At 53.7% G+C, this 26,503-nt stretch carries 24 protein-coding genes; 10 read left to right on the forward strand and 14 right to left on the reverse strand.

The window, feature by feature from the left end:
* Positions 1 to 33: 33 nt before the first annotated feature.
* The 3 genes from H144_RS0116705 (at position 34) to H144_RS0116715 (ending at position 6,668) form a co-directional block, all read left to right on the forward strand.
* Complete coding sequence (locus H144_RS0116705) at positions 34 to 3,312, forward strand: SusC/RagA family TonB-linked outer membrane protein (RefSeq protein ID WP_019943238.1); 3,279 nt, start codon at positions 34 to 36, stop codon at positions 3,310 to 3,312.
* A gap of 17 nt (positions 3,313 to 3,329) precedes the next feature.
* Entirely contained in the window at positions 3,330 to 5,084 is a 1,755-nt protein-coding gene (locus H144_RS0116710) for a RagB/SusD family nutrient uptake outer membrane protein (RefSeq protein ID WP_019943239.1), read from the forward strand.
* A gap of 180 nt (positions 5,085 to 5,264) precedes the next feature.
* The gene (locus tag H144_RS0116715; protein WP_019943240.1) at positions 5,265 to 6,668 is read left to right on the forward strand and encodes a mandelate racemase/muconate lactonizing enzyme family protein; all 1,404 of its coding nucleotides are present in this window, start codon (positions 5,265 to 5,267) and stop codon (positions 6,666 to 6,668) included.
* On the opposite strand, the gene H144_RS0116720 is transcribed toward H144_RS0116715, so the two are convergent.
* The 5 genes from H144_RS0116720 to H144_RS0116740 all read right to left on the reverse strand — a co-directional run bounded on the left by H144_RS0116720 (position 6,644) and on the right by H144_RS0116740 (position 10,621).
* Entirely contained in the window at positions 6,644 to 8,695 is a 2,052-nt protein-coding gene (locus H144_RS0116720; RefSeq protein ID WP_019943241.1) for a M48 family metalloprotease, read from the reverse strand. The genes H144_RS0116715 and H144_RS0116720 overlap by 25 nt on opposite strands.
* 96 nt (positions 8,696 to 8,791) lie before the next feature.
* Positions 8,792 to 9,268: a TlpA family protein disulfide reductase gene (locus H144_RS0116725; RefSeq protein ID WP_157504786.1), complete on the reverse strand. Its 477-nt coding sequence runs from the start codon at positions 9,266 to 9,268 to the stop codon at positions 8,792 to 8,794.
* Positions 9,269 to 9,316: 48 nt separating this feature from the next.
* A complete protein-coding gene (locus H144_RS0116730) occupies positions 9,317 to 9,886 on the reverse strand; it encodes a DinB family protein (RefSeq protein ID WP_019943243.1) in 570 nt (189 codons plus the stop codon).
* 53 nt (positions 9,887 to 9,939) lie between these two features.
* Positions 9,940 to 10,320 (reverse strand): DoxX family protein, encoded by a 381-nt coding sequence (locus H144_RS0116735; protein ID WP_019943244.1) that lies wholly within the window; start codon positions 10,318 to 10,320, stop codon positions 9,940 to 9,942.
* A gap of 58 nt (positions 10,321 to 10,378) precedes the next feature.
* On the reverse strand, positions 10,379 to 10,621 hold the full coding sequence (locus H144_RS0116740) for a hypothetical protein (RefSeq protein ID WP_019943245.1): 243 nt from the start codon (positions 10,619 to 10,621) through the stop codon (positions 10,379 to 10,381).
* Positions 10,622 to 10,885: 264 nt separating this feature from the next.
* Here H144_RS0116740 and H144_RS0116745 point away from each other — a divergent pair, with 264 nt between their 5' ends.
* Genes H144_RS0116745 through H144_RS0116755 form a run of 3 tightly spaced genes read left to right on the forward strand, consistent with a single transcriptional unit; the run spans position 10,886 to position 13,840 of the window.
* Positions 10,886 to 11,743 (forward strand): hypothetical protein, encoded by an 858-nt coding sequence (locus H144_RS0116745; protein WP_019943246.1) that lies wholly within the window; start codon positions 10,886 to 10,888, stop codon positions 11,741 to 11,743.
* 4 nt (positions 11,744 to 11,747) lie between these two features.
* Positions 11,748 to 12,677, forward strand: a complete 930-nt coding sequence (locus H144_RS0116750; protein WP_019943247.1) for a hypothetical protein — start codon at positions 11,748 to 11,750, stop codon at positions 12,675 to 12,677.
* Positions 12,677 to 13,840: an adenylosuccinate synthetase gene (locus H144_RS0116755; protein ID WP_019943248.1), complete on the forward strand. Its 1,164-nt coding sequence runs from the start codon at positions 12,677 to 12,679 to the stop codon at positions 13,838 to 13,840. Before H144_RS0116750 ends, H144_RS0116755 begins: the two co-directional genes overlap by 1 nt.
* A 5-nt stretch (positions 13,841 to 13,845) precedes the next feature.
* On the opposite strand, the gene H144_RS0116760 is transcribed toward H144_RS0116755, so the two are convergent.
* Both H144_RS0116760 and H144_RS0116765 read right to left on the reverse strand, forming a co-directional pair.
* Positions 13,846 to 14,454, reverse strand: a complete 609-nt coding sequence (locus tag H144_RS0116760) for a hypothetical protein (protein ID WP_019943249.1) — start codon at positions 14,452 to 14,454, stop codon at positions 13,846 to 13,848.
* On the reverse strand, positions 14,451 to 15,302 hold the full coding sequence (locus H144_RS0116765) for an SGNH/GDSL hydrolase family protein (RefSeq protein WP_019943250.1): 852 nt from the start codon (positions 15,300 to 15,302) through the stop codon (positions 14,451 to 14,453). The genes H144_RS0116760 and H144_RS0116765 overlap by 4 nt, the downstream gene beginning before the upstream one ends.
* 174 nt (positions 15,303 to 15,476) lie before the next feature.
* Between H144_RS0116765 and H144_RS0116770 the strand changes: the two genes are divergently transcribed.
* Positions 15,477 to 16,190 (forward strand): LytR/AlgR family response regulator transcription factor, encoded by a 714-nt coding sequence (locus tag H144_RS0116770; protein WP_019943251.1) that lies wholly within the window; start codon positions 15,477 to 15,479, stop codon positions 16,188 to 16,190.
* Between the two features lie 3 nt (positions 16,191 to 16,193).
* The gene (locus H144_RS0116775; protein WP_019943252.1) at positions 16,194 to 18,221 is read left to right on the forward strand and encodes an ATP-binding protein; all 2,028 of its coding nucleotides are present in this window, start codon (positions 16,194 to 16,196) and stop codon (positions 18,219 to 18,221) included.
* On the opposite strand, the gene H144_RS0116780 is transcribed toward H144_RS0116775, so the two are convergent.
* The 7 genes from H144_RS0116780 to H144_RS0116810 form a co-directional block, all read right to left on the reverse strand.
* Positions 18,218 to 18,640, reverse strand: a complete 423-nt coding sequence (locus H144_RS0116780) for a secondary thiamine-phosphate synthase enzyme YjbQ (RefSeq protein WP_019943253.1) — start codon at positions 18,638 to 18,640, stop codon at positions 18,218 to 18,220. The two genes, H144_RS0116775 and H144_RS0116780, sit on opposite strands and share 4 nt — an antisense overlap.
* A 51-nt stretch (positions 18,641 to 18,691) precedes the next feature.
* On the reverse strand, positions 18,692 to 19,186 hold the full coding sequence (locus tag H144_RS0116785) for a DinB family protein (RefSeq protein WP_019943254.1): 495 nt from the start codon (positions 19,184 to 19,186) through the stop codon (positions 18,692 to 18,694).
* 24 nt (positions 19,187 to 19,210) lie between these two features.
* Positions 19,211 to 19,597: a VOC family protein gene (locus H144_RS0116790; RefSeq protein WP_019943255.1), complete on the reverse strand. Its 387-nt coding sequence runs from the start codon at positions 19,595 to 19,597 to the stop codon at positions 19,211 to 19,213.
* Between the two features lie 33 nt (positions 19,598 to 19,630).
* On the reverse strand, positions 19,631 to 20,968 hold the full coding sequence (locus H144_RS0116795) for an MFS transporter (protein ID WP_019943256.1): 1,338 nt from the start codon (positions 20,966 to 20,968) through the stop codon (positions 19,631 to 19,633).
* Positions 20,969 to 21,185: 217 nt separating this feature from the next.
* Entirely contained in the window at positions 21,186 to 21,857 is a 672-nt protein-coding gene (locus H144_RS0116800; RefSeq protein WP_157504789.1) for a RodZ family helix-turn-helix domain-containing protein, read from the reverse strand.
* A gap of 111 nt (positions 21,858 to 21,968) precedes the next feature.
* On the reverse strand, positions 21,969 to 22,487 hold the full coding sequence (locus H144_RS0116805) for a DinB family protein (protein ID WP_019943258.1): 519 nt from the start codon (positions 22,485 to 22,487) through the stop codon (positions 21,969 to 21,971).
* Between the two features lie 105 nt (positions 22,488 to 22,592).
* Complete coding sequence (locus tag H144_RS0116810; RefSeq protein ID WP_019943259.1) at positions 22,593 to 24,896, reverse strand: glycoside hydrolase family 95 protein; 2,304 nt, start codon at positions 24,894 to 24,896, stop codon at positions 22,593 to 22,595.
* Positions 24,897 to 25,078: 182 nt separating this feature from the next.
* Here H144_RS0116810 and H144_RS0116815 point away from each other — a divergent pair, with 182 nt between their 5' ends.
* On the forward strand, positions 25,079 to 25,825 hold the full coding sequence (locus H144_RS0116815) for a GNAT family N-acetyltransferase (protein WP_019943260.1): 747 nt from the start codon (positions 25,079 to 25,081) through the stop codon (positions 25,823 to 25,825).
* Between the two features lie 68 nt (positions 25,826 to 25,893).
* Positions 25,894 to 26,448: a hypothetical protein gene (locus H144_RS34720; protein WP_033402922.1), complete on the forward strand. Its 555-nt coding sequence runs from the start codon at positions 25,894 to 25,896 to the stop codon at positions 26,446 to 26,448.
* Positions 26,449 to 26,503 lie beyond the last annotated feature (55 nt).

Here is a 26,503-nt window from a genome sequence, read left to right on the forward strand (position 1 = left end):
CAATCGGGAAAGCCAAAAACCTTCTGTACACTTATGAATTTAAAAAACTACTCACAGGGAAAACGGGCCATATGCTTCGCTTTCGCGGCTTTCATCGGCTGCCATGCGGGCGGAGTGCTGGCGTCGGTTCCCGCGAAAACGGTCGCCAAGGCCGTCGCCTATGCCGACACGGAGGTCAGCGGAAAGGTGCTCTCGGACAAGAACGAGCCGCTCGTGGGCGTGAACGTGATCCTGAAAGGCACTTCGATAGGCACCACAACCGACCCCGACGGTCGGTTCCAGCTCATGGTGCCCGACGGCGGCACGCTGACGTTCTCCTTCATCGGTTACCTTTCCCAGGAAATAAGTGTTGGCAACCGTTCGGAAATTAATGTGCAGCTTATGCCGGACACCAAGATCCTCAGCGAAGTGGTGGTAACGGCCTATGCGACGCAGAAGAAAAAGGATATTACGGGCTCCGTTTCGGTGGTGGACGTGAAGAATATCACCAAACAGCCGAACGGTCTCGTCTCCGGCCTGCTGCAAGGACAGGCTTCCGGGGTGACGGTGATCTCCTCGGGCCAGCCGGGCGCGGAGCCGCAGGTACGCATACGAGGGATCAATACCTTCGGAAACAACACGCCGCTGTACGTGGTGGATGGTGTGCCGACGCAGAATAGTACCAACCTGAACCCCAACGACATCGCGTCGATACAGGTGCTGAAAGATGCCGGCGCGGCGTCGATCTACGGTTCGCGGGCTTCGAATGGCGTGATCATCATCACCACCAAGAAAGGTACGGGCAAGGTTTCGGTGCAGTATGATGCCTACTACGGCGTGCAGGTGCCGAAATCGGGTAATGTGTGGGACCTGCTGAGCCCGACGGAAGAGGCTAAGCTACGCTGGATCGCCAACAAAAACTCCAACTTACCGATTAACGACCCTATTTACGGCTCGGGACCGGAGCCGGTGATCCCGGATTACATTTACCCGCTCGGCAAAATGGAGGGCGATTCGGCCGTCGATCCATCGAAATATTACATTAACCCGAACTACAAAGGCGACGACGATTACAACAAGTTTTACCGCATTATCCGGGCCAATAAAGCAGGCACCGACTGGTACCACGAGGTTTTCAAGCCGGCCGTCAACACGAGCCATAACCTCTCCGTCAGCGGGGGCACGGACAAGGGTAATTACATGATTTCCCTCAATTACCTCAACCAGCAGGGCACGATGCTATCAACCTACCTGAAACGCTACAACCTACGGGCAAATACGCTTTTCAACGTCAGCAAACGCATTCGGATCGGTGAAAACCTGACCTACACCATCACCAGCAACCCGCAGCAGACGGAACTTTCCGACCTGAATATCGTGCAAACGGCGTCCCAAATGGCGCCGATCTTTCCGGTGCGCGACATCATGGGCAACTACGCAGGCATTTTCGGCACGGGTTATAACGGTAACAACCCCGTGGGTACATTGGAACGCTTGAAAGACAACCGCACGCTCGGTAACAGGCTGTTCGGCAATATGTTTGCCGAGGTAGATGTGCTTAAAGACCTTACGTTCAGGACGAATTTTGGCGGCGAAATGTATTCGGGCACATCGCGGTCGTTTGTCTACCCGACCTACGAAAACAATGAGAATACCAAGTACAATGCATTTACGCAGGGTTCATCGAACGGCTATGCGTGGACCTGGACCAACACATTGACCTACAAAAAACTGATCGGCAGCCAGCATGACATCACGGTGGTGCTGGGTAATGAGGCCTACAAGTCGTATTTCGAAAACCTGGGCGGGACCACGCGCGATTACTATACTTTCGACCGCAATTACACGACATTATCGACCGGTTCGGGTATCCAGAGCAATTACAGCGGCAGGAGTTTCGAATCGCTCAACTCGCAGTTCGGGCGGCTGGATTATGCATTCAAAGGCAAATATCTGCTCAGCGGGACGCTGCGGCGCGACGGTTCTTCCAAATTTGTCAGATACCAGTACGGCTGGTTCCCGTCGGTGAGCGCAGGGTGGCGGTTGTCGGAGGAAGGCTTTATGCAGGGTATCAAATGGCTGGCAGACCTGAAAGTACGCGGAAGCTGGGGTGTGATGGGTAACCAGCTGAATGTCAATGCGAACAATGGCTACTACACCTTCATTATGGACAAGGCCGCTTCCTACTACGACATCGGGCGGACGAACAATTCCAACCAGCCGGGCTTCCAGGTGGGCCAAATCGGTAACCCGGATGCCAAGTGGGAACGGAACATCAATGCGAACATTGGGATCGACGCCACTTTCCTGAGCGGCATGATCGATGTTTCGATCGATTATTTCCGGAAGGATATCAAAGATCTGCTTTACAACCCGGCTGTTGTAGGTACGCAGGGGCCTGGTACTGTGCCGTTTGTGAATATTGCAGGAACAACCAACCGCGGTATAGACCTGTCGGCTAATTTTCATAAAAACCTGGCGCCGGATCTCCGCCTGGACCTTGGTGCGACATTTACTTCCTACAAAAACAAGGTTACCCGCGTGACCGACAATACCAATTACTTCTTCTCGACCGGCCGCGCGCTGAACGGCATCAACTATGTGCGCAACGAGGTGGGCCACCCGATCGGCTCGTTTTACGGGTACCAGATCACCGGTTTCTGGAACACGACGCAGGAGCTCGACGCGGCTAACGAGCAGGCGCGGCAGGTGACTGGCAATGCGGCGGCCGTTTACCAGACCGATCAGGCATTAGGACGTTTCCGTTTCAAGGACGCGAATGGAGACGGCATCATCACGGCCGATGACCGGACCTTTTTGGGTAACCCCAATCCGGATTTCAACTATGGCCTGAATGTGGGATTAACCTATAAGCGATTCGATATCAGTGCATTTTTCTACGGCGTACAGGGCGCCGATATCTGGAACCAGCTTCGGTACAGCACCGATTTTTACGCCTCGTTCGTGCAGGCGAAGAGCAAGCGTGCTTTGTACGATTCCTGGACGCCGGAAAACAAGAATGCGACCCTGCCGATCCAGGAAACCAAGATGACCGCCGCCACGAACGGTTCGCCGACTTCCTATTACGTTGAGGACGGCTCTTACCTGCGGCTCAAAAACATCCAGCTCGGCTACAACCTTCCGGCGTCGCTGCTTTCGAAGATCAATGTATCGAATCTGCGCATTTACGTGCAGGCAGCCAATGTGTTTACGATGACCAAATACATCGGGCTCGACCCTGAGATCGGCGGTTCGGCGACGAGTTTCGGGGTCGATAAAGGGTTGTATCCCAATGACCGCCAGTTCCTGGGCGGCATTCAGGTTAGTTTCTAATTTTTTTCAGAGAAAACATGAAAGCATTTAAAACAATACTGGCGACTTGCCTGGCGGCCAGCCTGTCGCTGCAATCCTGCAAAGAGGAATTTCTGGACTATACGCCGCAGGGTGCATTAGGCGAGGATTTGCTCGCCACGAAAGAGGGTGTGAATTCGCTGCTCATCGGTGCCTACGCGGCGCTGGACGGGCAGGGGAACTACGGATTGAATATCAACGGCGGCACCGCCTGGGCCGTCGGGCCCGACAATGCCATTTACGGCAGCGGCTATGGCGGCGAATCGCACGCAATGCCGCTTTCGACGAGCGTGGAGCCGATCAACGAGTTCCTGAACGAGCGCTGGAAGGCGAGCTATGCGGGCGTGAGCCGGTGCAATGCGGTGCTGCGCGTGGCCGCGAAAACGAAAGAACTGAGCGATGCCGATCTCAGGAACATCATCGGACAGGCCCGTTTCCTTCGCGGCCATTACTATTTCGAATTGAAACGGATGTACAACATGGTGCCGTGGATCGACGAGACGACGACGGATTTCAAGCAGCCGAACGACAAGGATATCTGGCCAAAAATCGAGGACGATTTCAAATATGCCGTTGAAAATGTGACCGCTACCCAGCCCGAAGCCGGCCGGATCAACAAAACGGCGGCGCAGGCATACCTGGGGAAAGTATATTTGTACCAAAAGAAATATTCGGAAGCGAAGGCTAGTTTCGATCTGGTGATCAACACAGGCATAACCAGTCGCGGTAAAAAGGTGGACCTGAACCCTGAATTTGAAGATAACCACCGCCCCGAAAAGGAGCTGGACAGCCCGGAAGCGCTGTTTTCGATCGATATGGCGGCGAACGTGGGCAACGGTACCATTGCCACGGCCAACCAGGGAAGCATGCTCAACTTCCCGATCAACAGCCCGTTTGGCTGCTGCGGCAATTTCCTGCCGTCGATCGACCTCGTGAATTCGTTTCGCACAAATCCGGCGAACGGCCTGCCTTATCTCGACGATTACAACAAACACGAGGTGAAAGCCGATATCGGCATCCTGTCGAGCCAGCCGTTCACACCCGACGCCGGCACGCTCGACCCGCGCCTGGACTGGACCGCGGGCAGGAGGGGCATTCCGTTCAAGGATTGGGGATTAATGCCCGGCAATACCTGGATACGTAATTCCGTGGCGACAGGCCCGTATGTTAACCTCAAAAACATCTATTGGAATGCAACAAAGGCACTTTATTACGACGGTACAGCCTGGGCGCCCGGGTCGGCGATCAACTATCATGTGATTACCCTGGCCGATGTGCTGTTGCTGGCAGCCGAGGCCGAAGCGCAGCTTGGGAACCTCGATGCGGCGCAGGCGTACGTGAACCGCATCCGCACGCGTGCGGCCAATCCGAAGGGCTTTGTGTACAAATACAGGGACGACACCAAGCCCGAACTCGGCTTTTCGGCCACGCCGGCGGCTAATTACCTGATCAAGCTTTACCCCGACGGCAATTTCAAGGCCGGTGGCAAGGATTATGCCTTAAAAGCCGTCTATTTCGAACGCAAAATCGAACTGGCGATGCAGGGCCACCGCTTTTTCGACCTCGTGCGCTGGGGCCTGGCCAACAGTTTCATGAATGCCTACTACGCCTACGAGGTAACAAAGGTGACCGAAGTGACCGGCATGAAATTCATTCCGGACAAAAACGAATATTACCCCATTCCGCAAACGCAGATCGACCTCAGTACCGTGAACGGCGCGCCTACGTTGAAGCAGAACCCGGGCTACCAGTAAGTTTCAGGCATTTTAGTAAATTCTCATAGTGTAATGCACATCAGCCGGTCTCCGCAGAAGCCGGCTGATTTTGTTTGTTGTTGGTATTTAAATATTTTAAAACTGGATAAAATTCAGATATTGGGTCAGGGTAGCAAGCCGTTTTAAAGTCTGCATTAATACAAACTCACATCCTGAACCATGCATTCCGATCAACCTGAACGTTTTTCCCGCCGTGAATTCGCCCGTCGCGCGGGGTTGCTCGCGGCAGCGGGTATATTTGCAGAAAACCAATTTCCTAACCCAACGCCGCAGTCCGCCGTGAAGAAGATTACCGTCAAAAACGTCAGTTCCAATTTCGAGCGCGAGCCGCTGAATCCCTATCGTTTCAAAGGCAGCGCCATTACCGACAGCTGGCAGGCGATCGCGATGCTGGAATCGGATTCGGGCATTAAAAAAGTCGGCTTGGGAACGCAGGGAGTGCTGTGGTCGGATTCGAAGGTCTTCGCCGCGCATTCCGAAAGCGCTGGGAATGCATTGATGTATGCAATGAGCGAGCGGGCACTTCAAATGATCAAAGGGACGTCGTTTACCGACCCGGTGCAGCTGCTCGACGATATTTTACCGGAAGTACTGGCCTATGGCAAGAAGATAACCGGCCATGCGGACCTGCGCAAAACATTTGCACTCAATGCATTGGTATGCGTGGATAATGCGGCGTGGCTGCTCTATGCCCAGGAAAACGGTTTGAAGCAGTTCGACGAACTGGTACCGGCAGCTTACAGGCCGGGGCTGTCGTACCGGCATGAGAAAGTGGCGAGCATCCCGTCGTTTGCGGTGGGTACCACGCCGGAGCGGATCAAGCAGGCGGCAGACGAGGGCTATTTTATATTGAAACTGAAAACTGGCGCGGCCGGCACGCAGCAGGAGATGATCGAGAAGGACATTGCCTTTCTCACGGCCGTGCACAAAGCCATCGGGCATTACGAAACGCCTTATACCCAAAACGGGAAGATCCCCTATTATTTCGATGCCAACGGGCGGTACGAGAAGAAAGAAACGCTGCTGCGCTTCCTGGACCATGCCAAAAAAATCGGTGCATTCGAGCAGATTGCCGTGATCGAGGAGCCGTTCGAGGAAAGCAACGAAGCCTATGTGGGCGACCTGGGCGTGCGCGTGGCGGCGGACGAGAGCGCGCACACGGTGGAGGATGCCGCGCACCGGATGGAACTCGGTTACTCGGCCATTGCCGTGAAGGCGATTGCAAAAACGCTGAGTATGACGATGAAAATCACCCAGTTAGCTTACGAAAAGAAAGTCCCGTGCTTCTGCGCCGACCTGACGGTGAACCCTATTCTCGTCGACTGGAACAAGAATGTAGCCGCGCGCTTGCAGCCGTTTCCGGGGATGAGCGTCGGCTTGCAGGAAACAAACGGGCACCAATACTACAAAAACTGGGACAAGCTGATGAGCTTCCATCCGAAGGCGGACGGAAGCTGGACCAAAACGCAAAAAGGCGTTTATCTCACCGACAAGTCATTTTATGCAGAAAGCGGAGGTATTCTAGCACCTTCGGCCCATTACGAGGCGATGTTTGCAGGCTGAGTTGCATTGAATAGCACGGCCTGGAAATCGAGCAGTTCCTTTTTGTGGTGGAACTGGCTGAGCGGCAGTATTGAAATAAATTCATTCAATGCATTGAACATCAATTGTACCGTGTGCTCATTGTAGGATTTCTTTTCGAAATAGGGTTCCTCATTATGAATATATTGTTCAAAAATCTCTTTGGCCTGGTCGGTTATCTTCGGGGAATAGAGCGGGTTATTTTGCAATTCCGCGAGTTGCTCCTTGAATTTATTTTCTGTTTCCGCCAGCCTCGCCAGGCATCTTTTGATTTCGTCATAAGGAGTGGTTACCGTCAGAAACGAAGATTGTCCGGCCACCTCCATATATAAGTCGCCGAATGCTGCATTTTGTGCATTCACCGATTTGATATTTGCGATTAATGTTTCATGTTCAGTTTGCTTTTGCTGCTGTGCCGCTATTTCGTAAAAGAATTGGTAAATGCGCGCATCATTTTCGGCTACCAGTCGCTGCACTTCCGCAAGCTCGTTCCGCAGATTTGGTAAAAGAAATGCGGCTTCACCGGCCGCGTATTTATTACCGTCGTAATCAAATGATTTGACTTTGTAATTTCCTTCGTGAATGCCTTCGATCGTTTGAATGTCGGATTGGATGGCTATTTCTTTATAAACCAGATCTACCGCTTGTTCATTGAACAATTCGTTTGCATTGATATCGCCCGTGGTGTTCGATACCTCTTCCGGGAACACGGGATTTTTACCGTCATAATAACCCTGGTATATTTCGTTGAAAACCGAAACGTTATAGAAATCCACAAATGCTTCTTCAAAAACTTCCGTTTCTGCATGCGGTTTCCGCTCCACTCCATCGAACATTTTTTGCGTGATAGCCTCCTGAATTTCACCTACTTTACGGAATAGTTCGGCGGCTTGCCGGGCGTCTTCATTTTTAGGTGACTGGTTCAGTTGCAATAGCCTTTGTACGCGGTCGTCCACGCTCGGGTGCGAGGCCCATTGATCGGCAATGACCAGTTTGGATTTGTTATACCGGTTTTGATTGCTTTCGACAACCGGCAGGCCATTCTGAAATGCGAGCTGGTCTTTTTCCGCAAGGAAACGCAGGACAAATGCGTGATGCGGGTAAATGTTCGGGGCATCGAACCCTTTTTGATAATAAAAATTGGCGGCGCTGTTAAGCGCATAATCCGCGAGCTCGAAGCGCCGTAATGCGCCTGCGAGCGGCGCGGAGCCTGCTACATGGGCGGCCACCTCGTCGGCGTGGAATTCCATTTCCCGTGAAAGGTTCAGGTAATTCAAGTTCACAATATTATACGCTTTGCCGAGCGACCATTTAATGCCCTTGATAACCCAGCCGGCGCCCGTGGTAGCCACGGCAATATAGCCGCTGACATTGCTCCATCGTTCGAGCGTACTGTCGAACGACTCATTATCGAAAAGCATGTTGTGAATGACATAATTGACATTATAAACATAGCTCCCGACTTTCATGCTGCGCTGCGAAAAATGCCCGAATTCGTGGGCCAGGATTCCCTTGAATTCACTCACGGTAACGGTATTCACCAAACCCATTCCGATTTGCAGGTTTTTACGAATGGGCAGGAACATACTCCAAAAACCGGAGTCATAAAACACGGCCGCATTGACATCGGGCGACAGGTACACCTTCTTGGGAAAATCAGTCTGCACTTCCTGCACGATTTCACGGATCAATGCGAAAAGTTCGGGTTGATCCTGCTCGGTTATTTCCGTCAATGTGGATCGGTCTACCACATTTTTGGTAAAAATAAATTTGATCAGAAAGAAAAGCACAAAACCGCCGATACAAACAATAGCAACAGCCATAAGCGCTGTAAATATCGTAAATGTGTGGCTGACCAACGTGTAAGCGCCCAGCACACACAAGGCGGTCAGGAGGAGTGCCCCGCATATCAGCAGCAAATAGATAACGACAAACTGAATGATGGCCAGGCTTGCACGAAAGGTGGATTTCCGAAACGCGTCGGAAGTTTTGATTTGATCAATCGGCATTATCAAGAAGAGGATAGAGGGTAAATAAAAAACCAATGCCGGCAGGGTAGCTGGCATTGGTTCACAACTTAAATAAAATGTCGGAAATTCTTTTCCTTAAATCTGTTTCAACGCTTTAAAAATTTCCGCGTGCGGCTGTTCGCCTTCGAACGTCCGTACGAGGTTGCCTTTTTTATCGTAAATGGCGATGTACGGGAACGACCGGATCTGGTAATAGCGCTGTACGAGGTAAGAAGTGCCTTCCGTACCGACTTTGAAATTCGGATAGGTCCCGAGCCGGTATTGGTTCACAAAAGGTTTCAGCATGTCCATAGCCTGGAAAGTGACCATGACCACCTGCTTATTGGCAACGACATTGTAATTTTTGACCAGGTCTTTCGTGAAATCCTGGCAATGCTCGCAGTCGGGCGAGAAGTAAATGAGCACCACAGGCCCTGCGGCAAGCTGCGACGACGTGTATTGCTGGCCATTGACGAGCCGGATCTGAAACGGGGCTATTTTCTGGGGGCTGGTTTGGGCAAAACCCTGGAATGCCGCCAACATCAAAAACAGAAACGTTAACTTACGAAACATAAAATCTACCTGATATAATGAGCCCGCAAGTTATCAATTCTTGCCCCACTATCCCGCGACGGTCGCGCTAACTTTTTCGAAAATGTTGCGCAGCTGCCGCGTATGCCGCTTGGAGTGGCACAACACGAATTGCAGCCATTCCCAGCGGGTAAGGTTTGCGATTTGCGGAAATTCGAAATCCGTACAAGTCAGTGAAAGGTCTTCACTCGCAGCGATTTGGCGGATTTCGGCCCGTTCGGCTTTAAATGCGTCGAGCAGGTTGCGCTGGTCGTGCGGGCCGGGCGAAGGTACGATAAACTCCGGGGATTCGTATTTGGCGCTGAAATCGAGGAAAATGGATTCAATCACAGGTACATACTGACCTACGGGCCGGACCGTTTCGTCCGTCGAGCCCAGTATCGTTTCGGGAATGCCAGATTCGGACAGCAGAATATGCTCCGCTACCTGGCCGGCTGTCCAGCTGCCTTCGAACGGTATCGCATTCACCGCTGCGGGCTGGAATGCGGCGAGTACGGATGAAAAATCGTGCTCGGTCTGGTCGAGGTCGTGCAGGAGCTGCTGCCGGTTCACGGTGTCGCCCGATAATGCTTCTGCGGATGTTTGGTTGTTTGTTGACATGGCGCTATTGTTTTTGAAGTGAATGAATGGATGCTTACATGAAGCGTGTCAGGCTACGCGGCGACGAGGGTTTCGCGCTGTAATTTGTGGTAATAGATGTAGGAAGCGGCGATCAGCGCAAATCCGACGATGAAGCCTGCCCACATATCGGGCCCGTCGCCGAATGCGATATGGGAATAGAATGCGCCCAGCAAATCGTAGAAAATGCCTGCGTAGGCCCATTCTTTGATACGCGGATAGCCGGGAACGAGAATGGCGATGATGCCAAGCGTCTTGGCTACGCCCAGGAACGGGACAATGTACGCCGGGTAGCCGATCCGCGTCACGTGCTCCACCGCTTCGGGTGCCGAAATGGCGTCGAATATCGAGCCGATCCCAAGCATGACGGCCAGAATGCCGGTAACTACCCAGAAAATGATCTTTGTCTTCTTCATTGGTTGAAATAGTTTATGGTTACAGGATGAATGGATGTGCAGGAGGTAACCGGGGAGCCTATACGTACAACGGCTCGAATGTCGCTTCGCTGAGGACACCGGCCTGGTAGCCGAAGCTTTCGAGCAGGCCGATGATGCTTGCTTCGCAAACCGGGCCGCCCGTTGTGCTTACGCGCAGCACTTTGTCGCAGTCTTCCAGGTCGAACGTGGCCTGGTAACCCGTAAACGAAAGGCAAATCAGGTTAACGAGCAATCTGGCCTGGCTTTGTTTCACTACATCTGTTTTGAATACTTCTACCATGTGTTTCCGATCTTTTGAACGACGCATTCCTGCGCCCTGCCCGACATATTTCCGACAATACAAAACAAGCGGGTTCGTCCCAGAAAAACAGTTGCGATTTGCGACATTATCAGGGGGGGATTGTGACAAACGAACCGGCCGTTTGTCCGGCCGCTAAACTGTTACGGCCGAACGATCATTCTGCCCCCCGGTCTTGCGCCGGGCCAGTTACATTGCGCTTACACGGCCTCAGACAGGCCAGCCATCCACTATACATTCTTCAAGATGATTGAAACCGAAATAATCGAACGGGTAATGCGCGCGCCTCATTTCAACGCGCTCCACCCGCCGGAAGACGAGGACCTGAACTTCCGGGAGATCCTTAAAATGATCCATCCCGACAAATGCAAACATCCCATGGCGCAGGAGGCTACGAATCACCTGCTGGCGATACACCGCCATTTTGTCCACGGAAGCGAGTTCGCCGATGATGCCGGCGGCTTTCTCTCCAACGATTATTGGGTGAACTATATGGGGGAGCCCGCCATCATTGATCATGGAAGGAAAATGCAGCGGGAAATAGCGGCGCGCGCACCGGAGCATCTCCGGCGCTATATGCCCTATACCTGGGATACGACGAGCAGCCTGCTGATGGAGCAGCGGGCCATACCGCTCGTTAACCTCACATTGCCGCAGGAACATGTGAACTGGGTGCTGTCGCGGTTGCTGGAATTCTGCATGCTTCTGCACAGGCACACGGGCCGGGCGCATCTGGGGCTCACGCCCGCGCAGGTGCTGCTCGTGCCCGAAACGCACGGGATCGCCGTAGCCGGCTTTTACCATACTGCGCCGCTGGGCGGCCCCGTAAAAACGATTTCAGGCGCATTCCGGCACTGGTACCCGGCCACATTGCTGGCGGATAAGAAAGCGACCGAGAACGCGGACCTGGAAATGGTGAAGCGGATAGGCGCTTACCTGCTGGGCGACCGTTCCGGCCTCGGCACTTCACTTTTAAAGACGCACCACCGCGGGTTTATCGAGTTTTTACTGAGCTCCGACGACGATTCGCTGGCATGTTACGAGAAATACCGGGCCATTCTGGATCAAAACTTTCCATCTCAATTCATACACTTAAACATCTGAAACAATGGGCTTTTCCTCATGGAGCAGCGATGCTTACGACAGTGTCAGCCGGGCACGCAAAACCCGCTCGATAGACGATAATTTCACCCAGAACAAGGTGGGCGTGATCCATCCCGACCTTTCGCCTAACAATGTGGATGTGCGCGAATCGCGCGATTCACAGGCGCATCCCGATTCGGTGCCGATCATCGTGGCGCTGGACGTGACGGGTTCGATGGGCTCCATTCCGGAGAACCTGATCAAAAATAAGCTCGGTGCATTGATGAATACCCTGATTAACAACGGTATACTCGATCCGCAAATCATGTTCATGGCTATTGGTGACCACATTTCCGACGATTATCCCTTGCAGGTAGGGCAGTTTGAATCGGGCACGATGGAGCTGGACCAATGCCTTTCGCGTATCCTTATCGAAGGGGGTGGTGGCGGCCAGAACCGCGAAAGCTATCCGCTGGCGTGGTATTTCGCCGCCCGCCACACATCCATCGACTCGTTCGAAAAGCGGCAGGAAAAAGGGTTCCTGTTCACCATCGGCGACGAAGGTTTCCACGATCACATGGCCGCCGATCTTTTGCAGGCGAAATGCGGTTACAAAGGGCGCGAGAACCTCAATGCGGCATCCCTGCTCAACGAGGCCAGCCGCGCATACTCCGTATTTCACATTCATGCCAACGAAGCCAGCTACCACAACGACCACTTCGTTTTTTCGCAATGGAAAACCCTGCTCGGCGAACGTTTTCTCATACTCGAAGACCAGAATAATATTGCCGAACTCATCGCGACGACCGTCGCCCTTGTGAAAGGCGTGCAGGCTGATATGGCTATGAGTGGTTTCGATGCGCAAACGCGACTTTCGGTATCGCGTGCCCTGGTGTCGGTGAAGGATTCGCTCGTACGCCGCGATCATGGTAAATCGGGCATTATTGCGTTATAATGGCGGGGAATCACATCGTTCTGGGCATGGGTTACGGCGATGAAGGGAAGGGGGTATTCACCGATTACCTCTCGTCGAAGATGGAAAATCCCGTGGTAGTCCGTTTCAATGGCGGACATCAATGCGGGCACACGGTCATGCACGACAGCGGACATTTTCATGTGTTTTCCAACTTCGGTGCCGGTACGTTCCGGCAGGTGCCCGTTTTCTTCTCCCGCTTCTGTACCATCGATCCCATGGGCATCGTCAACGAGTTCCGGGAATTGCGGCGCCTCGGCGTAACGCCAGTGCTGTTTGTAGACCCGCTGGCGATGGTTACCACGCCCTTCGATAAGTTTTACAATGTCAGCGACCGTACCAATGTCACCCACGGAACGGTCGGCGTCGGATTCGGCGCCACGGTGGAGCGAAACCTCGGGCCGCACAAATTGTACGCGCAGGACCTGTTTTTCCCGGCAGTTTTTCAGCGTAAACTGGAAGCCGTGCGGGACTATTACCGTGCCCGATACAAAGTTCGCGGGCTGGAATGCTGCCTGGAAGCATTGGAACTGGAAATCATGCGGGTGGATAGGTTCCTGCGTGAAGTTCAGGACTCCCGGGAGATCATCCGACTGCTTACCGAGCGGGAGTTGTTTGCTATGGGTTTTGAAAATGCCATTTTCGAAGGCGGGCAGGGCATATTGCTGGATATGGATTTCGGGGTTTTTCCAAATGTCACCCGTTCGCATACCACCAGCAGGAATGCATTTGATATGATCCAGCGGAACGGGCTTTTGCAGCTGACTACCGTTTACTACCTTACCAGGGCCTACCAGACGCGGCACGGAAATGGCTGGATGTCCGCCGAAAACTACCCGGTGACGCTGCTCAACAATGAGCACGAAACCAACGGACATGACGGGCACCAGGGCGCATTCCGGACGGGTATGCTCGATACCGACATGCTCCGATATGCACTTCAATGCGACGCCAGCTACGCAGGCAACGCGCAGAAACAAATGGTTGTCTCGTGCCTCGATCAACTAGCCGGCTACCAATACCTTTCCGCAGGCAAAGTACTCACCGCACCGGACCGCGAGTCATTTTTGAAACAAATCGCGCTCTGCGAAACCGTCTGGACAAACGAAGGACCCTACGCCGGCACCATCGCCCGGTGGCGGTGAAATGATCACCGCATTCGGGCGAGCGTCACTTTGGCTATCTTCGAATACCGCGGGTCTGCGGAGGATGAGAAACTGCTGCCATCTGCCCGCTGGTAGCTGAAAGTGAGACTAATCCGCAGTTCATCGCCCTGCCAGGAGCCGTCCAGCCCCTGAGATGCGGTGAAATTGGGAAGTATGCGTTTTTGCTCATCCGCGGGGCGGAAGTTGAGTTTTAATTGATGATAGTCGTCCCTGTTCACCGACCCGTATACCTCATATTCTTCCTTGCCAAGCCTGCTTTCAATGGTCGCGATGCCGTCGAAGCCGGTTTTGTCGCGGTGCCGGATACCGCCGCCGCGCCGGTTTCTCTTGCCGGCCGATTTCCGGCGTTCAGCCTCGGTGGTAGGTTCGAATATTTCCAAGTGTAGGCGCTTGGAAACCTTGTCGGGATCAGAAAAAGCACCCTGCCATTTTCCGACGAGCAGTTTGGCATTGTCGTCGCTGCTGTAAGCCCAAGGCCGCGTCCGGTAGTCCCACCACAAGCCTGAATAGTACCGGATTTCGTACACGCCCCAGCTCACCGCGACTAGCAGCAGGATAATCAGCACCCATGAAGTTTTCCTGCGCGTCATCATCTTCCGGTATTGTAGATACTCATTAAAAACGCCTTGCTGACTTTGGTTGCCGCCGCCTCGCACAAATGCCCCTGGCCCTCGGGCGCGTCTACGCCCTGGCTCTTGCTCGGGCACGAGGCCGTAGAACGGTACTCGTCGCAAATGCGCCACACGTTGCCCAACTTGCAGGCTCCGTCGTTGGATTCCACCGCTTGCAGGTCGAATACCACGTCCTTTTCGGCAAATGTCGCCTTCATCCATTGCCCCATTTTCATTTTGGCCTCATTCCCCTCGTCTTTGGTAGCAATGTAAACCAGCGGAGGCGTAATGTGCACAAACCGTAAGCCGGGGATCTGTGTCCGAAGGTCGTCCACCATCTGCTTGTAGGCGGTTCTGACCGTTTCCCAATCTTCGTCGCGGATATCGGCATATCCGAATTTGAATATAGCAATTTTAAGGATGCCCTTGTGTGCCAGTGCGTTGGTTTTGAATTCGGCGATTTTTTCCAGCGGCATGCCATTGGATGCACTGAAAACATTGCCGCTCAATCCCTTATCCGGTTTTTCATTCAAATCAAAATACTCGAAACGGAAACCGTTTGCTGCCGCGCCGTCTTCCAGGTCGGTACCCACCGACTGGTGCATGAAAATGGTATTCCAACCTTTGATTTTCGCTTTTTCAGCAGCGGAAAGCTGGTCCCATGCCTGAATACCCGCCGTACCGACGACCCCCGGTTCGCCTTTGCCCGGCGGGGTTACCGTGGTAGGATCGGGGTCTTTGTCCGTGCCGCCGGGTGCGGGTGTGTCTTGCCGCGAGTCCGAGCAGCTGAGTATCATGCTGATTAACAGGAAGAAAAAGAGCTTTTTCATGGCAAATAGATGGCGGTTGATGATATTCCAAATGTACTGGCACCGCGATGCGGCCGCAACGCGCGTTCGATGAACGACATTTTAAATAGACCAGTAACTAAAACCGGTGCCCGGACAGGTGCATTTCTGGCAAACTATCTTAAATTTGGAAAACACCGTCCCACTATTTCCGCCATGCCCGACGCTCCGGTTTATCGTTGCGTGATTGTCGACGACGACGAGATCGATCGGCTCACAACGCTGATGTACGCACGCAAATACCCTTTTCTGGAAATCGCCGGCGTATTTACTTCCGCTTCGGAAGCGACCGTCGCCCTCGGCCAGTCGCGGGTGGATGTGCTGCTCAGCGACATCGATATGCCCGATGTCAGCGGCCTGGAATTCAGGGGGCAGATGATGCAGGTGCCCGTTTGCATTTTCATCACCGCCTATCCCGACTACGCCGCCGAAAGTTTCGAGCTCGAAGCATTCGATTTCCTCGTAAAACCCATTAAAGCCGACCGTTTCGCCCATTCCATGCAGCGGGTGCAGCATTATTTCGAAATGAAGCGCAAGGCCGAGCTCTTCGAATACAGCCTCGGAAGCGACAGTACGGTGTTTATCAAGGACGGCCATCAGCAGATCAAACTCAACCTGCACGACATCGTATACCTGGAAGCGTTGAAGGATTATACGCGCATTGTCACCACCACGCGGAAATACAGCGTGCTGTCGTCCATCGGCAATCTGCTGCTCGAAACCGCCTTTCAGTCGTTTCTGCGCATTCACCGCAGCTACGCCGTGCAGCGGCATTACATCGAAAAAGTGACGCCCCAGCAGGTGCATATCGGCAGTTATACCTTGCCGGTTGGCCGGAGTTTCAAGCATTCATTGGCCAATCTGAAATAGCCTATGCGCGCCCTTGTCGTCATTCTGGGTCTTTTTCTACTGATTTCCAATGCATTCGGGCAAAGGGAAGGGCAGGCGCTGATCGACTCGCTCGTCGCTGAACTGCCACGCACCAGGGACGATACCTTGAAAGGACGGCTCTACAAACGCATTGCCGACGAATACTTTTTTATCGATGCCCAAATGGCCCTCACGTACGCGAAGCGCGGGCTCGCACATGTGACAGCCATGCGCTGGCAGCGGGGAATAGGCGTGTTCAGCACCTCGCTGGCGCGTGCATACAGTGATATGGGTAATGTCGATTCCTGCATGTACCACAACCTCCGGGCACTAGCGGTGTTCCGGAATATGGGAGATACTTATAATATGTCTACTACTTTTAATAATATTGGAGTGGTTCAGGAAAATGTGGCATCCAACTATCCTGAGGCGGTCCGGTATTATCTGCTGGGGCTAAAAGAGGCGGAAAAGCAGGGCGATAAGTACCTCATGGCGAACACTTGCAACAACGTAGGAGCCGTGTACCACATTCAGAAGAATTACAAAAAGGCATTGTTCTATTGCTTGAAGGCATTGAAACTGCGCGAGCAGCTGGAACCGTCGGATATCTACAACAAGGCGCGGGAAATTGCCAACTCGCTTACGACGCTGGGCGGCATTTACCTGGAAATGAATGATACCATTACCGCCCGGAAGTATTTTGACCGCGCGGTAGTCCTGTCGGAAAAATCGGGGAACAAGGAGGGGCTAGCGAAGGTTTACGGCAACTTGTCGCTGCTGGAAGGCCCGGATTTCGCAGCAGCGATCGCTTATGGCGAAAAGGCGGAGCGGCTTTGGAACGAGGTGAACCCCCGGCATATCCTCGCGGCCAGTAACCTGGGCAACATGGGGAAGGCCTACCTGCATATGCACGAAAGCGGTTACCTGCCGAAAGGGTTTTCGGGAAGACCGCAGCTTTTGGAGGAAGCCCGCCAGTACCTCACCCGGGCGATCCAGGTTTGCTCGGAAAATGGCGATGTAAGCTATAAATCCGACTTCACCGGCCTCCTGGCCGAAGTACAGGCACAGCAGGGCGACTTTAAAAATGCCTATTTCAATTTCAAAAGCTACGCCGCCGTGCATGATTCGCTGTTTTCGCAGGAAGAAAAAAACAAAATCGCGGGGCTGGAAGGCGAACGGGAAATCGCATTGCGTGACAAGCAGATCCAGATCGGCAGCCTCGAACTGGAAGCCCGCAAGCGGCAGCAATGGCTGCTCACCGGCGGGTTGCTGCTGCTCGCGGCGATTGGGGCATTGCTATACCGGCAGAACCGCCTTCGAAAACGCACCAATGTGCAGCTGCTGCACCTGAACAACGAGCTCGACGAGGCCAACCAGGTCAAAGCGCGGTTTTTTGCCATATTAAGCCACGACCTGCGCAGTCCGGTAGCCAACCTCGTCAATTTTTTGCATTTACAAAAAGAAGCACCGGATCTGCTGACGCAGGAAGCGGCGGAAGCGCACCAGAAACGCCTGACCGACTCGGCCGAGTCTTTGCTGGAAACGATGGAATCGATGCTGCTGTGGAGTAAGAGCCAGATGCAGCAGTTCAAGCCCCAGGCAAGGCGCATCGCGGTGGACGATCTGTTTGAATACATCCAAAAGTTCTTCGCCGGCACCGGCCGCATTGATTTTACTTTCGAAAATCATGAGAACCTTACGGTCGTGACCGACGAGGATTATCTGCGGACTATCATGCAGAACCTTACCAACAATGCCGTCAAAGCATTGAAAAACACGGATCAAGCGATGATCAAATGGGAAGCGAAAACGCAAAAGGGGGAGGTGGTACTTTCCGTGACGGACAATGGTCCCGGCGCATCTGCCGAGCAGCTGGGTGCGCTATTTACTGATAATGCAGCTATCGGCATTAAAACCGGCCTCGGCCTGCATCTTGTCCGTGACCTGGCAAAGGCGATTTCGTGCCGCATTTCCGTGCAACCCAATGCAGGAAACGGCATGATTTTCAGCCTCGCGATCGCGAATGCCTAAATTCCCCAGGCGGTAACGACAATGCTCCGCGGGCCGCCGTAATTGCGGTGTTCGCAGAGGTAAATGCCCTGCCAGGTACCGAGCGCCAGGCGACCGTTTCGAATGGGGATCATCACCGAGCTGCCCAGCAACGACGCTTTCAGGTGGGCCGGCATGTCGTCCGGGCCTTCGTAATCGTGCTGGTAGTCGGGATCGTTTTCGGGCACCGATTTATTGAAATACATTTCGAAATCCATCCGCACCGTCGGATCGGCGTTTTCGTTGATCGTCAGCGAAGCCGAAGTGTGCTGGATAAAAACCTGGCACATCCCGGCTTTGATTTCGCTGATCGACGGCAATGCATGCAGAATTTCCCCTGTAATGAGGTGGAAACCGCGGCTGCGTGCTTTGAGCTGGATGCCCTGCTGGAACATTTTCATAGAATACCTTACTGACTAATGGCCCGCAAGAAAGCACATTTCGCGCTATTTCTACATGTAACGCATACCCGGGTAACCCAGCAATCGCCGCCAGAGGGCGATTTGGCCGATAATGTTCGCTTCGCGATACATGGTGAAGGTAATTACCTCATAGAGCGACATCGAGAATTCGGGTCCCATATCAATGCGTCGTTGCAGCTCCTCGTCCGTCAGGTTACCGAGCGATTCCCGCAGGATCGGACTGATCTTGTTCCAATCTTCCTGGTACGACGCGATCGACGGGTACTGCACATCGTCCTGAATGCCCTTGTAGTCGCTGAACAGGTCGTTGGCCTGCTGATGTCCGTCATAACCGAGCTGACGGGCCAGGTCAAAACGCTGTTCTACCAATGCGCCTGCCAGCCAGCCGACGTGGTTCGCCTTCGTATCAAGGCGTTTTTGGGCGTCCTCGTCGGTTATATTTTCTGTTACAAATTGGAAAAACGGTGTTTGCAGGTCATACATGGCCACAATGCCGATCATCTGGGCACTTTTTGAATTTTCCATAAGGCATTTGATGGTTTAAGGATGTTAGTTTTCAGTCTCAATAACGGACAGGATATTGCCGGCCGGGTCGGTAAACCACGCGATGGTCGGGCCGTGGCCGCGCATGATATCGTCATCGTCGGTTTTCAGGCCGGGGAGATCGTAGCTTTCAAAGCTCACACCTTTCGATTTGAGCGATTTTACCGCTTCTTCTGCATTCGCGACGGGGAAGTTGAGCACGGTGAATGTCGCCGGCTCGTGGTTGGGTTTTTCATAGACAATGACGTCGTACCCGCCGTGAATTTTCAAATGCAGCACGGGCATTTCCTGTTGCTGGGCGACTTCGAGCCCAAGTATTTCTCCGTAAAATTTCTTGGCTTCTTGCAGATTATCGACTGAAAACCCGCTGAATGCTTTGGTTTGTCCAAACATGATCGTAATGGTTAGTTGTTGAATGAGAAATGGTCAGGCTTCCTCGCGTACCGGCACGTCGCCCGCGTCGTATGCGGGCGCTGGCTTGCGGTACACGAGCGAGAGCTTCCGGTAAGCGGCCGACTGCATGGCAATGAGCGTCACGATCAGCCCTACGATCCCGGTCACAATAAATAAGAGTGCCAGCCCGCGCGCCTGGCCTGTACCGAACCAGGAGCCGATCCATCGGACGCCCGCGCCGGAAGTCATAAAGGGAATGAATACAAATTTGGCAATGGGACCGATCATGAACGCGGTGATCGGTGAAGCGGCCTGCTCGATGCTTTGTGCAAAACCGAAAACGCGTCCCTGCCTTTCGTGGGGGATCACTTTCTGTAAAATCGTCTGCTCCGTCGCTTCCACGACCGGAATAAGGCAGAGGTAAACGAACATCCCCGTGCCCAGCAGCCAGATGGACGACTGGATCGGGAAGATCATGCAGACCATCCACATGACGATATTGGCCGTAAAAAGTGTTTTCAACGGCATTTTACCCAAACCGCGCTTCGCAACCACCAGTCCGCCGACGATAAATCCGAGGCTAAGCACGCCCCACAAAATGCCCCACGCCTGTACGGACACGAGCGAGAGCCCGTAAGCATCCATCAGTGACATGAATACGCCGCCGAGGAAATTGTTGAAAGTGTTGAAAAAAATCAGCCCGAACAGCCCCGGCACGGCGCCTACCGCGGCGATAGTACCCCGTATATCGACATACTGCGTGCCCGATTCGGCGTGGACGATCTCTTTTTCGGGAATAGAGACCGCGAGCAAATGCAGGATCACGAGCACGCTCAGGCCGATAGCCAGCGCAAGCATCCATTGCACACCCATGTACCCGATCACCAGCCCGCTGAAAATGGACGCGACGAGGAACGAGACGCCATTGGCCGTACCGACCATGCCATTGGCCTTGTCGCGGTGCTCTTCTTCGATGAGAATGGTGACCACCGTCGACAGCGCGATGGTGCGTATATTCCCGGTAATGGCCCCAAAAAGGCATAGCACGATGAATAGCCAGAGGTTAATGCTCGAATCGTCCTTGAAAACGGCGGGCGGTGTCGATATGTAAATGACGAGCGCCACGATATACAGCACCAATGTAATGCCGGCAGAAAGCATCATCGAAGTCTTCTTCCGGTAGCGGTCAACGATAGACCCGAGGAAAAACCCCGAAACCGCCACGGTAGCCAGGTAAACCCCGGCCATGACCGACGTGGCGAGAACGGATTTGGTTTCCAGATAAACCCAGAAAGTAATGGCAAACCAGACAAACGTATTAGTCAGTGCGGCGGCCAAAGAATTGGCCAACACCGCATAAAAGGTTTTCATAACAATGCAGGTTAAAAACCGGGTATGCCGGTCAGCGACCAGTTGCTTCTGACCGACCTTCCGGCATTGTGAAGTGTTGCTACAAAAATACAGCCAATCAGGTTAGAAGCGGGTGGGGGGATAGGACAATTTTGGGGTGTGATTGTGCCAAAGGGCGATCAACATAACCGGGAAGCAAAAACAAAAGAGGGCGTCTTTTTGAGACACCCTCTTATTATTATCTGGGGTCAACCCGCTGTGTCGCAGCCTTGGGCGGCCCGGACGTTCCCGGTTGTACCGCTGGCGACTGGGTCTGCCCAACAGGCGTGGCCGATTGCCCGGATGTGGCTTGCCTGCTACTTTGACCCGGCGTCGCCTGCGTGCCCGTTTGCGTACCAGCGGGGCTGGAAATACCTGGGGCATAAGTGCCTGATGAGGCCGTTCCTGTCGCCGGAGCGGCGGTTCCCTGTGCCGGTTGAGCCGTTTGAACCTGCTGCGTGGCGGTTCCCGGCTGCTGAACTACTTCCGGCTGGTAGCGCTCGCGCATGGTGCGCGGGTCCTGCGAGGTATTTACTTTCGGGACGGAGCCCTGGTTGGTCGATGGCCGGGAGTTGACTTCGAAACCCAGGTCTTGCACGTCCGACACTTTCTGTGTGGGTGCAGCGGCGGGAGCCGGTTGCACGATGGTACCTAGCTGGCCCGGAGCTTCGGGGGCTATCTGGCCCGTGGGTTTAGGTTTGTAGGTGGCGCCTGGTGCGGATTGCGCGCCGGAATAGGCTTTCGGTATCTGGCCTGTCGGGGCGGGCTGTCTTACCTGCGCGTGGGAAGTGTTCCATGCAAGTGCCAGACCGGCGGCGAAGGCTGCGAGCCGGATTTTCGATTTCTTGTGCGGCATAGTTCTCTTTTTCAAGTGTTTTAAGCTTGCTAAGTTAAATACTAAAACCATTCCATGAAAATCGGGCCACATTTCAGTACCTGCTCCGGACGCGGGCTGTCGCCGGAGCAGGTCACCGATGGGGGATTAGTTGCGGTCCCAGAAGAACGGCGGCTGCACGTCCAGGGCACGCAGGTACACGAATCCCTGGGCGCGGTGGTGGATTTCGTTGTCGATCAGGTAGAGGATCGTGCCGGTGATCGTATTTTCATACATTCCGAATGCAGCTTCCACTTCCTGGAAACGCTGCGCCGGGATTTGCGGCCACAACGTATTAATGTAGTCGGTTACCAGGTCCCACAGGTTCAGTACCTCGGCTTTGGTGGCCGGTGCGGGCGTCGAATGATCGAGGACGGGGTCGCTGAATGTCCAGTCGCCGAATGCGATACCGCGGATACCGGGAGCGGCGAGGCCGATCATCTCCATGGTGAGCTCGGCGTAAGTGCGCATGCCGCCAATCGAAAAAGTGTAAAACTGATCCTCAGGAAATGCTTCAATAACCTTGCGGCTGAGCCTGCGGTGGCCCTGCCAATGTTCCAGTAATGCTTCGGCGGAGATAATGTTCGTCGTGATGGCCATTTCGTTTTCGGTGCTGTTAGTTTCCATGTCAAAGGTTTTTATAGTTTATTGTTTGATTACATTACAAACTAAACATCGCCGAGTGACAGCAGTATGTCAGCAGGATTTTGAGCGCCCCGAAAAAAGTGAAATTTATTTTAAAAGTGTCAGATCCGGCCCGAAACGGTAGGTTTTGCCTTTGGCCGTTGGTACCGATACTACCTTGCCGCCATACCGGAGCTTGCAGGCATTACCCGCCTTGGAACGCACCGTAAGCCCGGCCAGCCTGCCTTTTTTCCATTCGATATCTATTTCAAAGCCGCCGCGCGTGCATAGTCCGCTCATACGGCCGTCGGGTAATGCTTTCGGCAATGCAGGCAGCAGGTTAATTTCCCCCAGATGGCTTTGCACCAACGTTTCGAGAATGCCCGCCGCGCCGCCGAAGTTGCCGTCGATCTGGAATGGCGGGTGGGCGTCGAACAGGTTGGGGTAGGAGCCGCCCCCGCTCATCTTCTGGCCCGCGTCACAGACCGGGTTGAACAGTTTGCGGATCATCGTGTAGGCGTGCTCACCATCCAGGAAACGTGCCCAGTAATTGATTTTCCATGCCAGGCTCCAACCGGTACCATCGTCGCCCCGGTAGTTCAGCGACTTCATGGCCGCTTTCAGCAAGTCGGGTGTGGCGGCGGGGGTGATTTCCTCGCCGGGGTATACGCCCCACAAGTGCGACACGTGCCGGTGGTGGCTCGTGGTATCGTCGATGTCCGTCATCCATTCCTGCAACTGCCCGAAGCGGCCGATGCGGTTGGGGGCAACTTGTTTGGCCGTTTGCGTCAGTTTTTGGGCGAATGCGGCGTCGGTGCCGAGAATACCGGCCGTTTCGGCGCACGCTTTGAACAATGCGCGGATAATCTGGTGGTCCATCGTCGGACCGGCAACGAGGCCGCCGTTTTCGGGGGAGTTGGACGGCGAGCTGATCAGGTAGCCGGTTTTGGGATCTTTCACAAGGAAGTCGAGGAAGAACTCGGCGGCACCTTTCATGAGCGGGTAGGCAGTATTTTGGAGAAATGCCTTATCCTGGGTAAATCGGTAATGTTCCCACAAATGCAGGCTCAGCCACGCGCCGCCCGTGACCCAGATACCGTGGTTGGACGCGTTGATCGGCGCCGCACCGCGCCAGACATCCGTGTTGTGGTGCAGCACCCAGCCTTTGGCATTATAATGTTCCTTCGCGACTTCGCCGCCGGTTTGCGACACCTCTTTCACCATATCGAACAAAGGTGCGTGGCATTCGCTCAGGTTCGTCATTTCCACGGGCCAATAGTTCATTTCGGTATTGATATTGACCGTGTATTTGCTGTCCCAAGAGGGATTGAGCTTGTGGTTCCATTTTCCCTGCAAATTGGCGGCATGGCTTCCCGGACGGCTGCTCGCGATGAGCAAGTAGCGCGCAAACTGCACATACAATGCCAGCAGTGCAGGATCGTCGGCATGCTGTTTGAATTGGCTCAGACGCTCGTCGGTCGTGAGTTGGGACGATGCATTGGCAGGTAATGCAATGGTAAACCGGTTGAAGAGTTTCTGGTAATCGGTTAAATGCGCTGAATAAGCCTTTTCAAATGCCGGGGACTGCCGCAATGTCTCCGCTGTTCTGGCTGCCGGATCGCCGTTGATGGTTTTGTAATCGACGTAATTGGTGGCGGCGGCCAGGACGAGGGTCGCGTGGGTGGCTTTTGAAATCGATAGTTTCCCATCGGCTTGCTTTACTTCACCATCGGTAATGACTTTAACGCGCGCTACGCCTTTCAGTGCACCTTTGTCTACCGCTACATCCAGCTGGATTTCATTCCCATTCACTTTCACCGCTTTCTGTGCATGAATGGCGTCCATCCGTACCGTGAAATCCAGTTTTCCTTTTTGGGAGCTGTTTAAATGATAATAAATGGCTTTCGCGGGATAACTGGCAATTGCCTGGCGGGTATAACGGACGCTGCCGACCTGGTAGCTGCTCTGTACAGTGGCCGTTTGAAGGTCCAGTTCACGCACATAGGCACTATGCTGCCCGTGGCCCGGGAGGTCGATATACACATCACCGAAAGCCTGGTAGGCCATTTGGCGCAGGGGCTGACTCATAAACTCGGCATTAGCCAATGTCTCAGCTTCCTTTTGGCGGCCTTCGCTGAGCAGGCGGCGGATCTCGCCCAGGTGCGCGGATGCGCCCTGATGCGCGTAACTTCTTGGTTCCCCTGTCCATAGGGTTTCTTCGTTAAACTGGATCTGCTCGGTTTCCACCCCGCCGAAAATCATGGCTGCGAGCGGGCCGTTGCCGATCGGTAATGCTTCTTCCCACTGTTGGGCGGGCTGCTTGTACCAGAGTCTGAGCGGCGTGACACCTTGTGCGCGGCATTGGTTAATGATGAACGTGAGTAAGATAATCGTCTGAATAAGAGGCTTCATGCCGGATGTGGTTATAATAAAGGTAAATGTCGGTTTAACGAAACGAGGAGTACTGCCTTGCTGACGGGTTTTCCGGCTCATTGCCCCCACAAAAAAGCAGAGAGATGCGCCGTTTTTCCTGCCACGCAGCTAGTTTTTTTCGTCCCATTATAGTACCTTTTTAGCCATTTACCTGCCACACTATGCATGTATATGTGACCAAAACCGGGCTGGACCAGATCAGGGATTTTCGTACGATGTTCCTGCATGAAAATCACTTTCAGTTCGTTTGCAACAAATGCCACGACTACGGCTGGGCCGACACCTGGCTGTTCCGGATCGACAATGTCCGCGTGGGGTATGGGTCCGTCTGGGGCACCGACCGCCGCCAGGACCGCGATACGATTTTCGAGTTTTTTCTCCTTCCGGATTATCGCAAGCACGCCAGCACCGTGTTCGGGCATTTCCGGGCCGCCTGCAAGGCGATCTGGATCGAAGCGCAGAGCAACGACATTTTCCTGAGCACGATGCTGTACCGCTTTTGCGAAAATTCTTTTGCGGAGGCCATTCTTTTCGAAGACCATTTCCAGACTTCCATTGAAATTCCCGGAGCCGTTTTCCGCAAACGCGCCGAGTCCGATCCGATGGACGGCGACGATAGCGAATACGTCGTCGAAATGGGTGGTGAAATTGTGGCCAGCGGGGGCTTAATGCTCAACTACAACATTCCGTACGCCGATATTTATATGCATACCAAGGAGCAGTATCGCGAAAGGGGTTACGCAACTTACATTGTGCAGGAGCTCAAACGAATGGCCTATAAAATGGGGCGCGTGCCTGCCGCAAGGTGCAATATCGGCAACCGCATTTCACAAAACACACTGGAAAAGGCAGGTTTCAGGGTATGCGGGTTTCGGCTGAAAGGGGCGATCCGGCTAGTGGAAGAATGATTAGTACCGATCCCATTTCGGCGGCACGCTTTTTGATGGTAATGGTGCTCAATCAATCAACTGAAACCATGGCTACTACAAAGAGCAACACCAAGGAAGCCCCATCTAAAATGAAGGCGATGGCTGCCGAAAAAAGCAGTGGCGCGAAGGCCACAACCGCCAAAGCGACGACCAAAGCTGCCACGAAGGATACAACCAAAAGCACCACGAAATCAACCGCTTCGAAGTCATCGGCCAAGACGAAATCGGCTGCTGACACTACCGCTTCGGCACGTGCGGCAGGTAAAAAAGTATCTTCGGGCAGCGCAAAATCCGGCTCATCGAAAAAATCTGCCGGCGATTCAAAATCGAATACTTCGACCCGCGACCACGATACCATTCGCCATTGGGTGGAGCAGCGTGGCGGGGTTCCTTCGGTCGTGAAGGGCACCGCCAAAAAGAAAGATGGCGGGGGAATTCTGCGTATCGATTTCCCGGGTTACAGCGGCGAGGATTCGCTCGAAGAAATCAGCTGGGACGAGTTTTTCCAAAAATTCGATGATAGCAAACTGGAATTCCTTTACCAGGAGAAAACCGCAGACGGTAAGGAAAGCCGGTTCAACAAATTTGTATCGAGTAACTAGGCTGTTTGACTCTGCAAACAAAGCGGCCGGGGCGATCACAAATCGCTCCGGCCGC

Source organism: Dyadobacter beijingensis DSM 21582 (assembly GCF_000382205.1).
In the GTDB taxonomy this organism is placed as follows: domain Bacteria; phylum Bacteroidota; class Bacteroidia; order Cytophagales; family Spirosomataceae; genus Dyadobacter; species Dyadobacter beijingensis.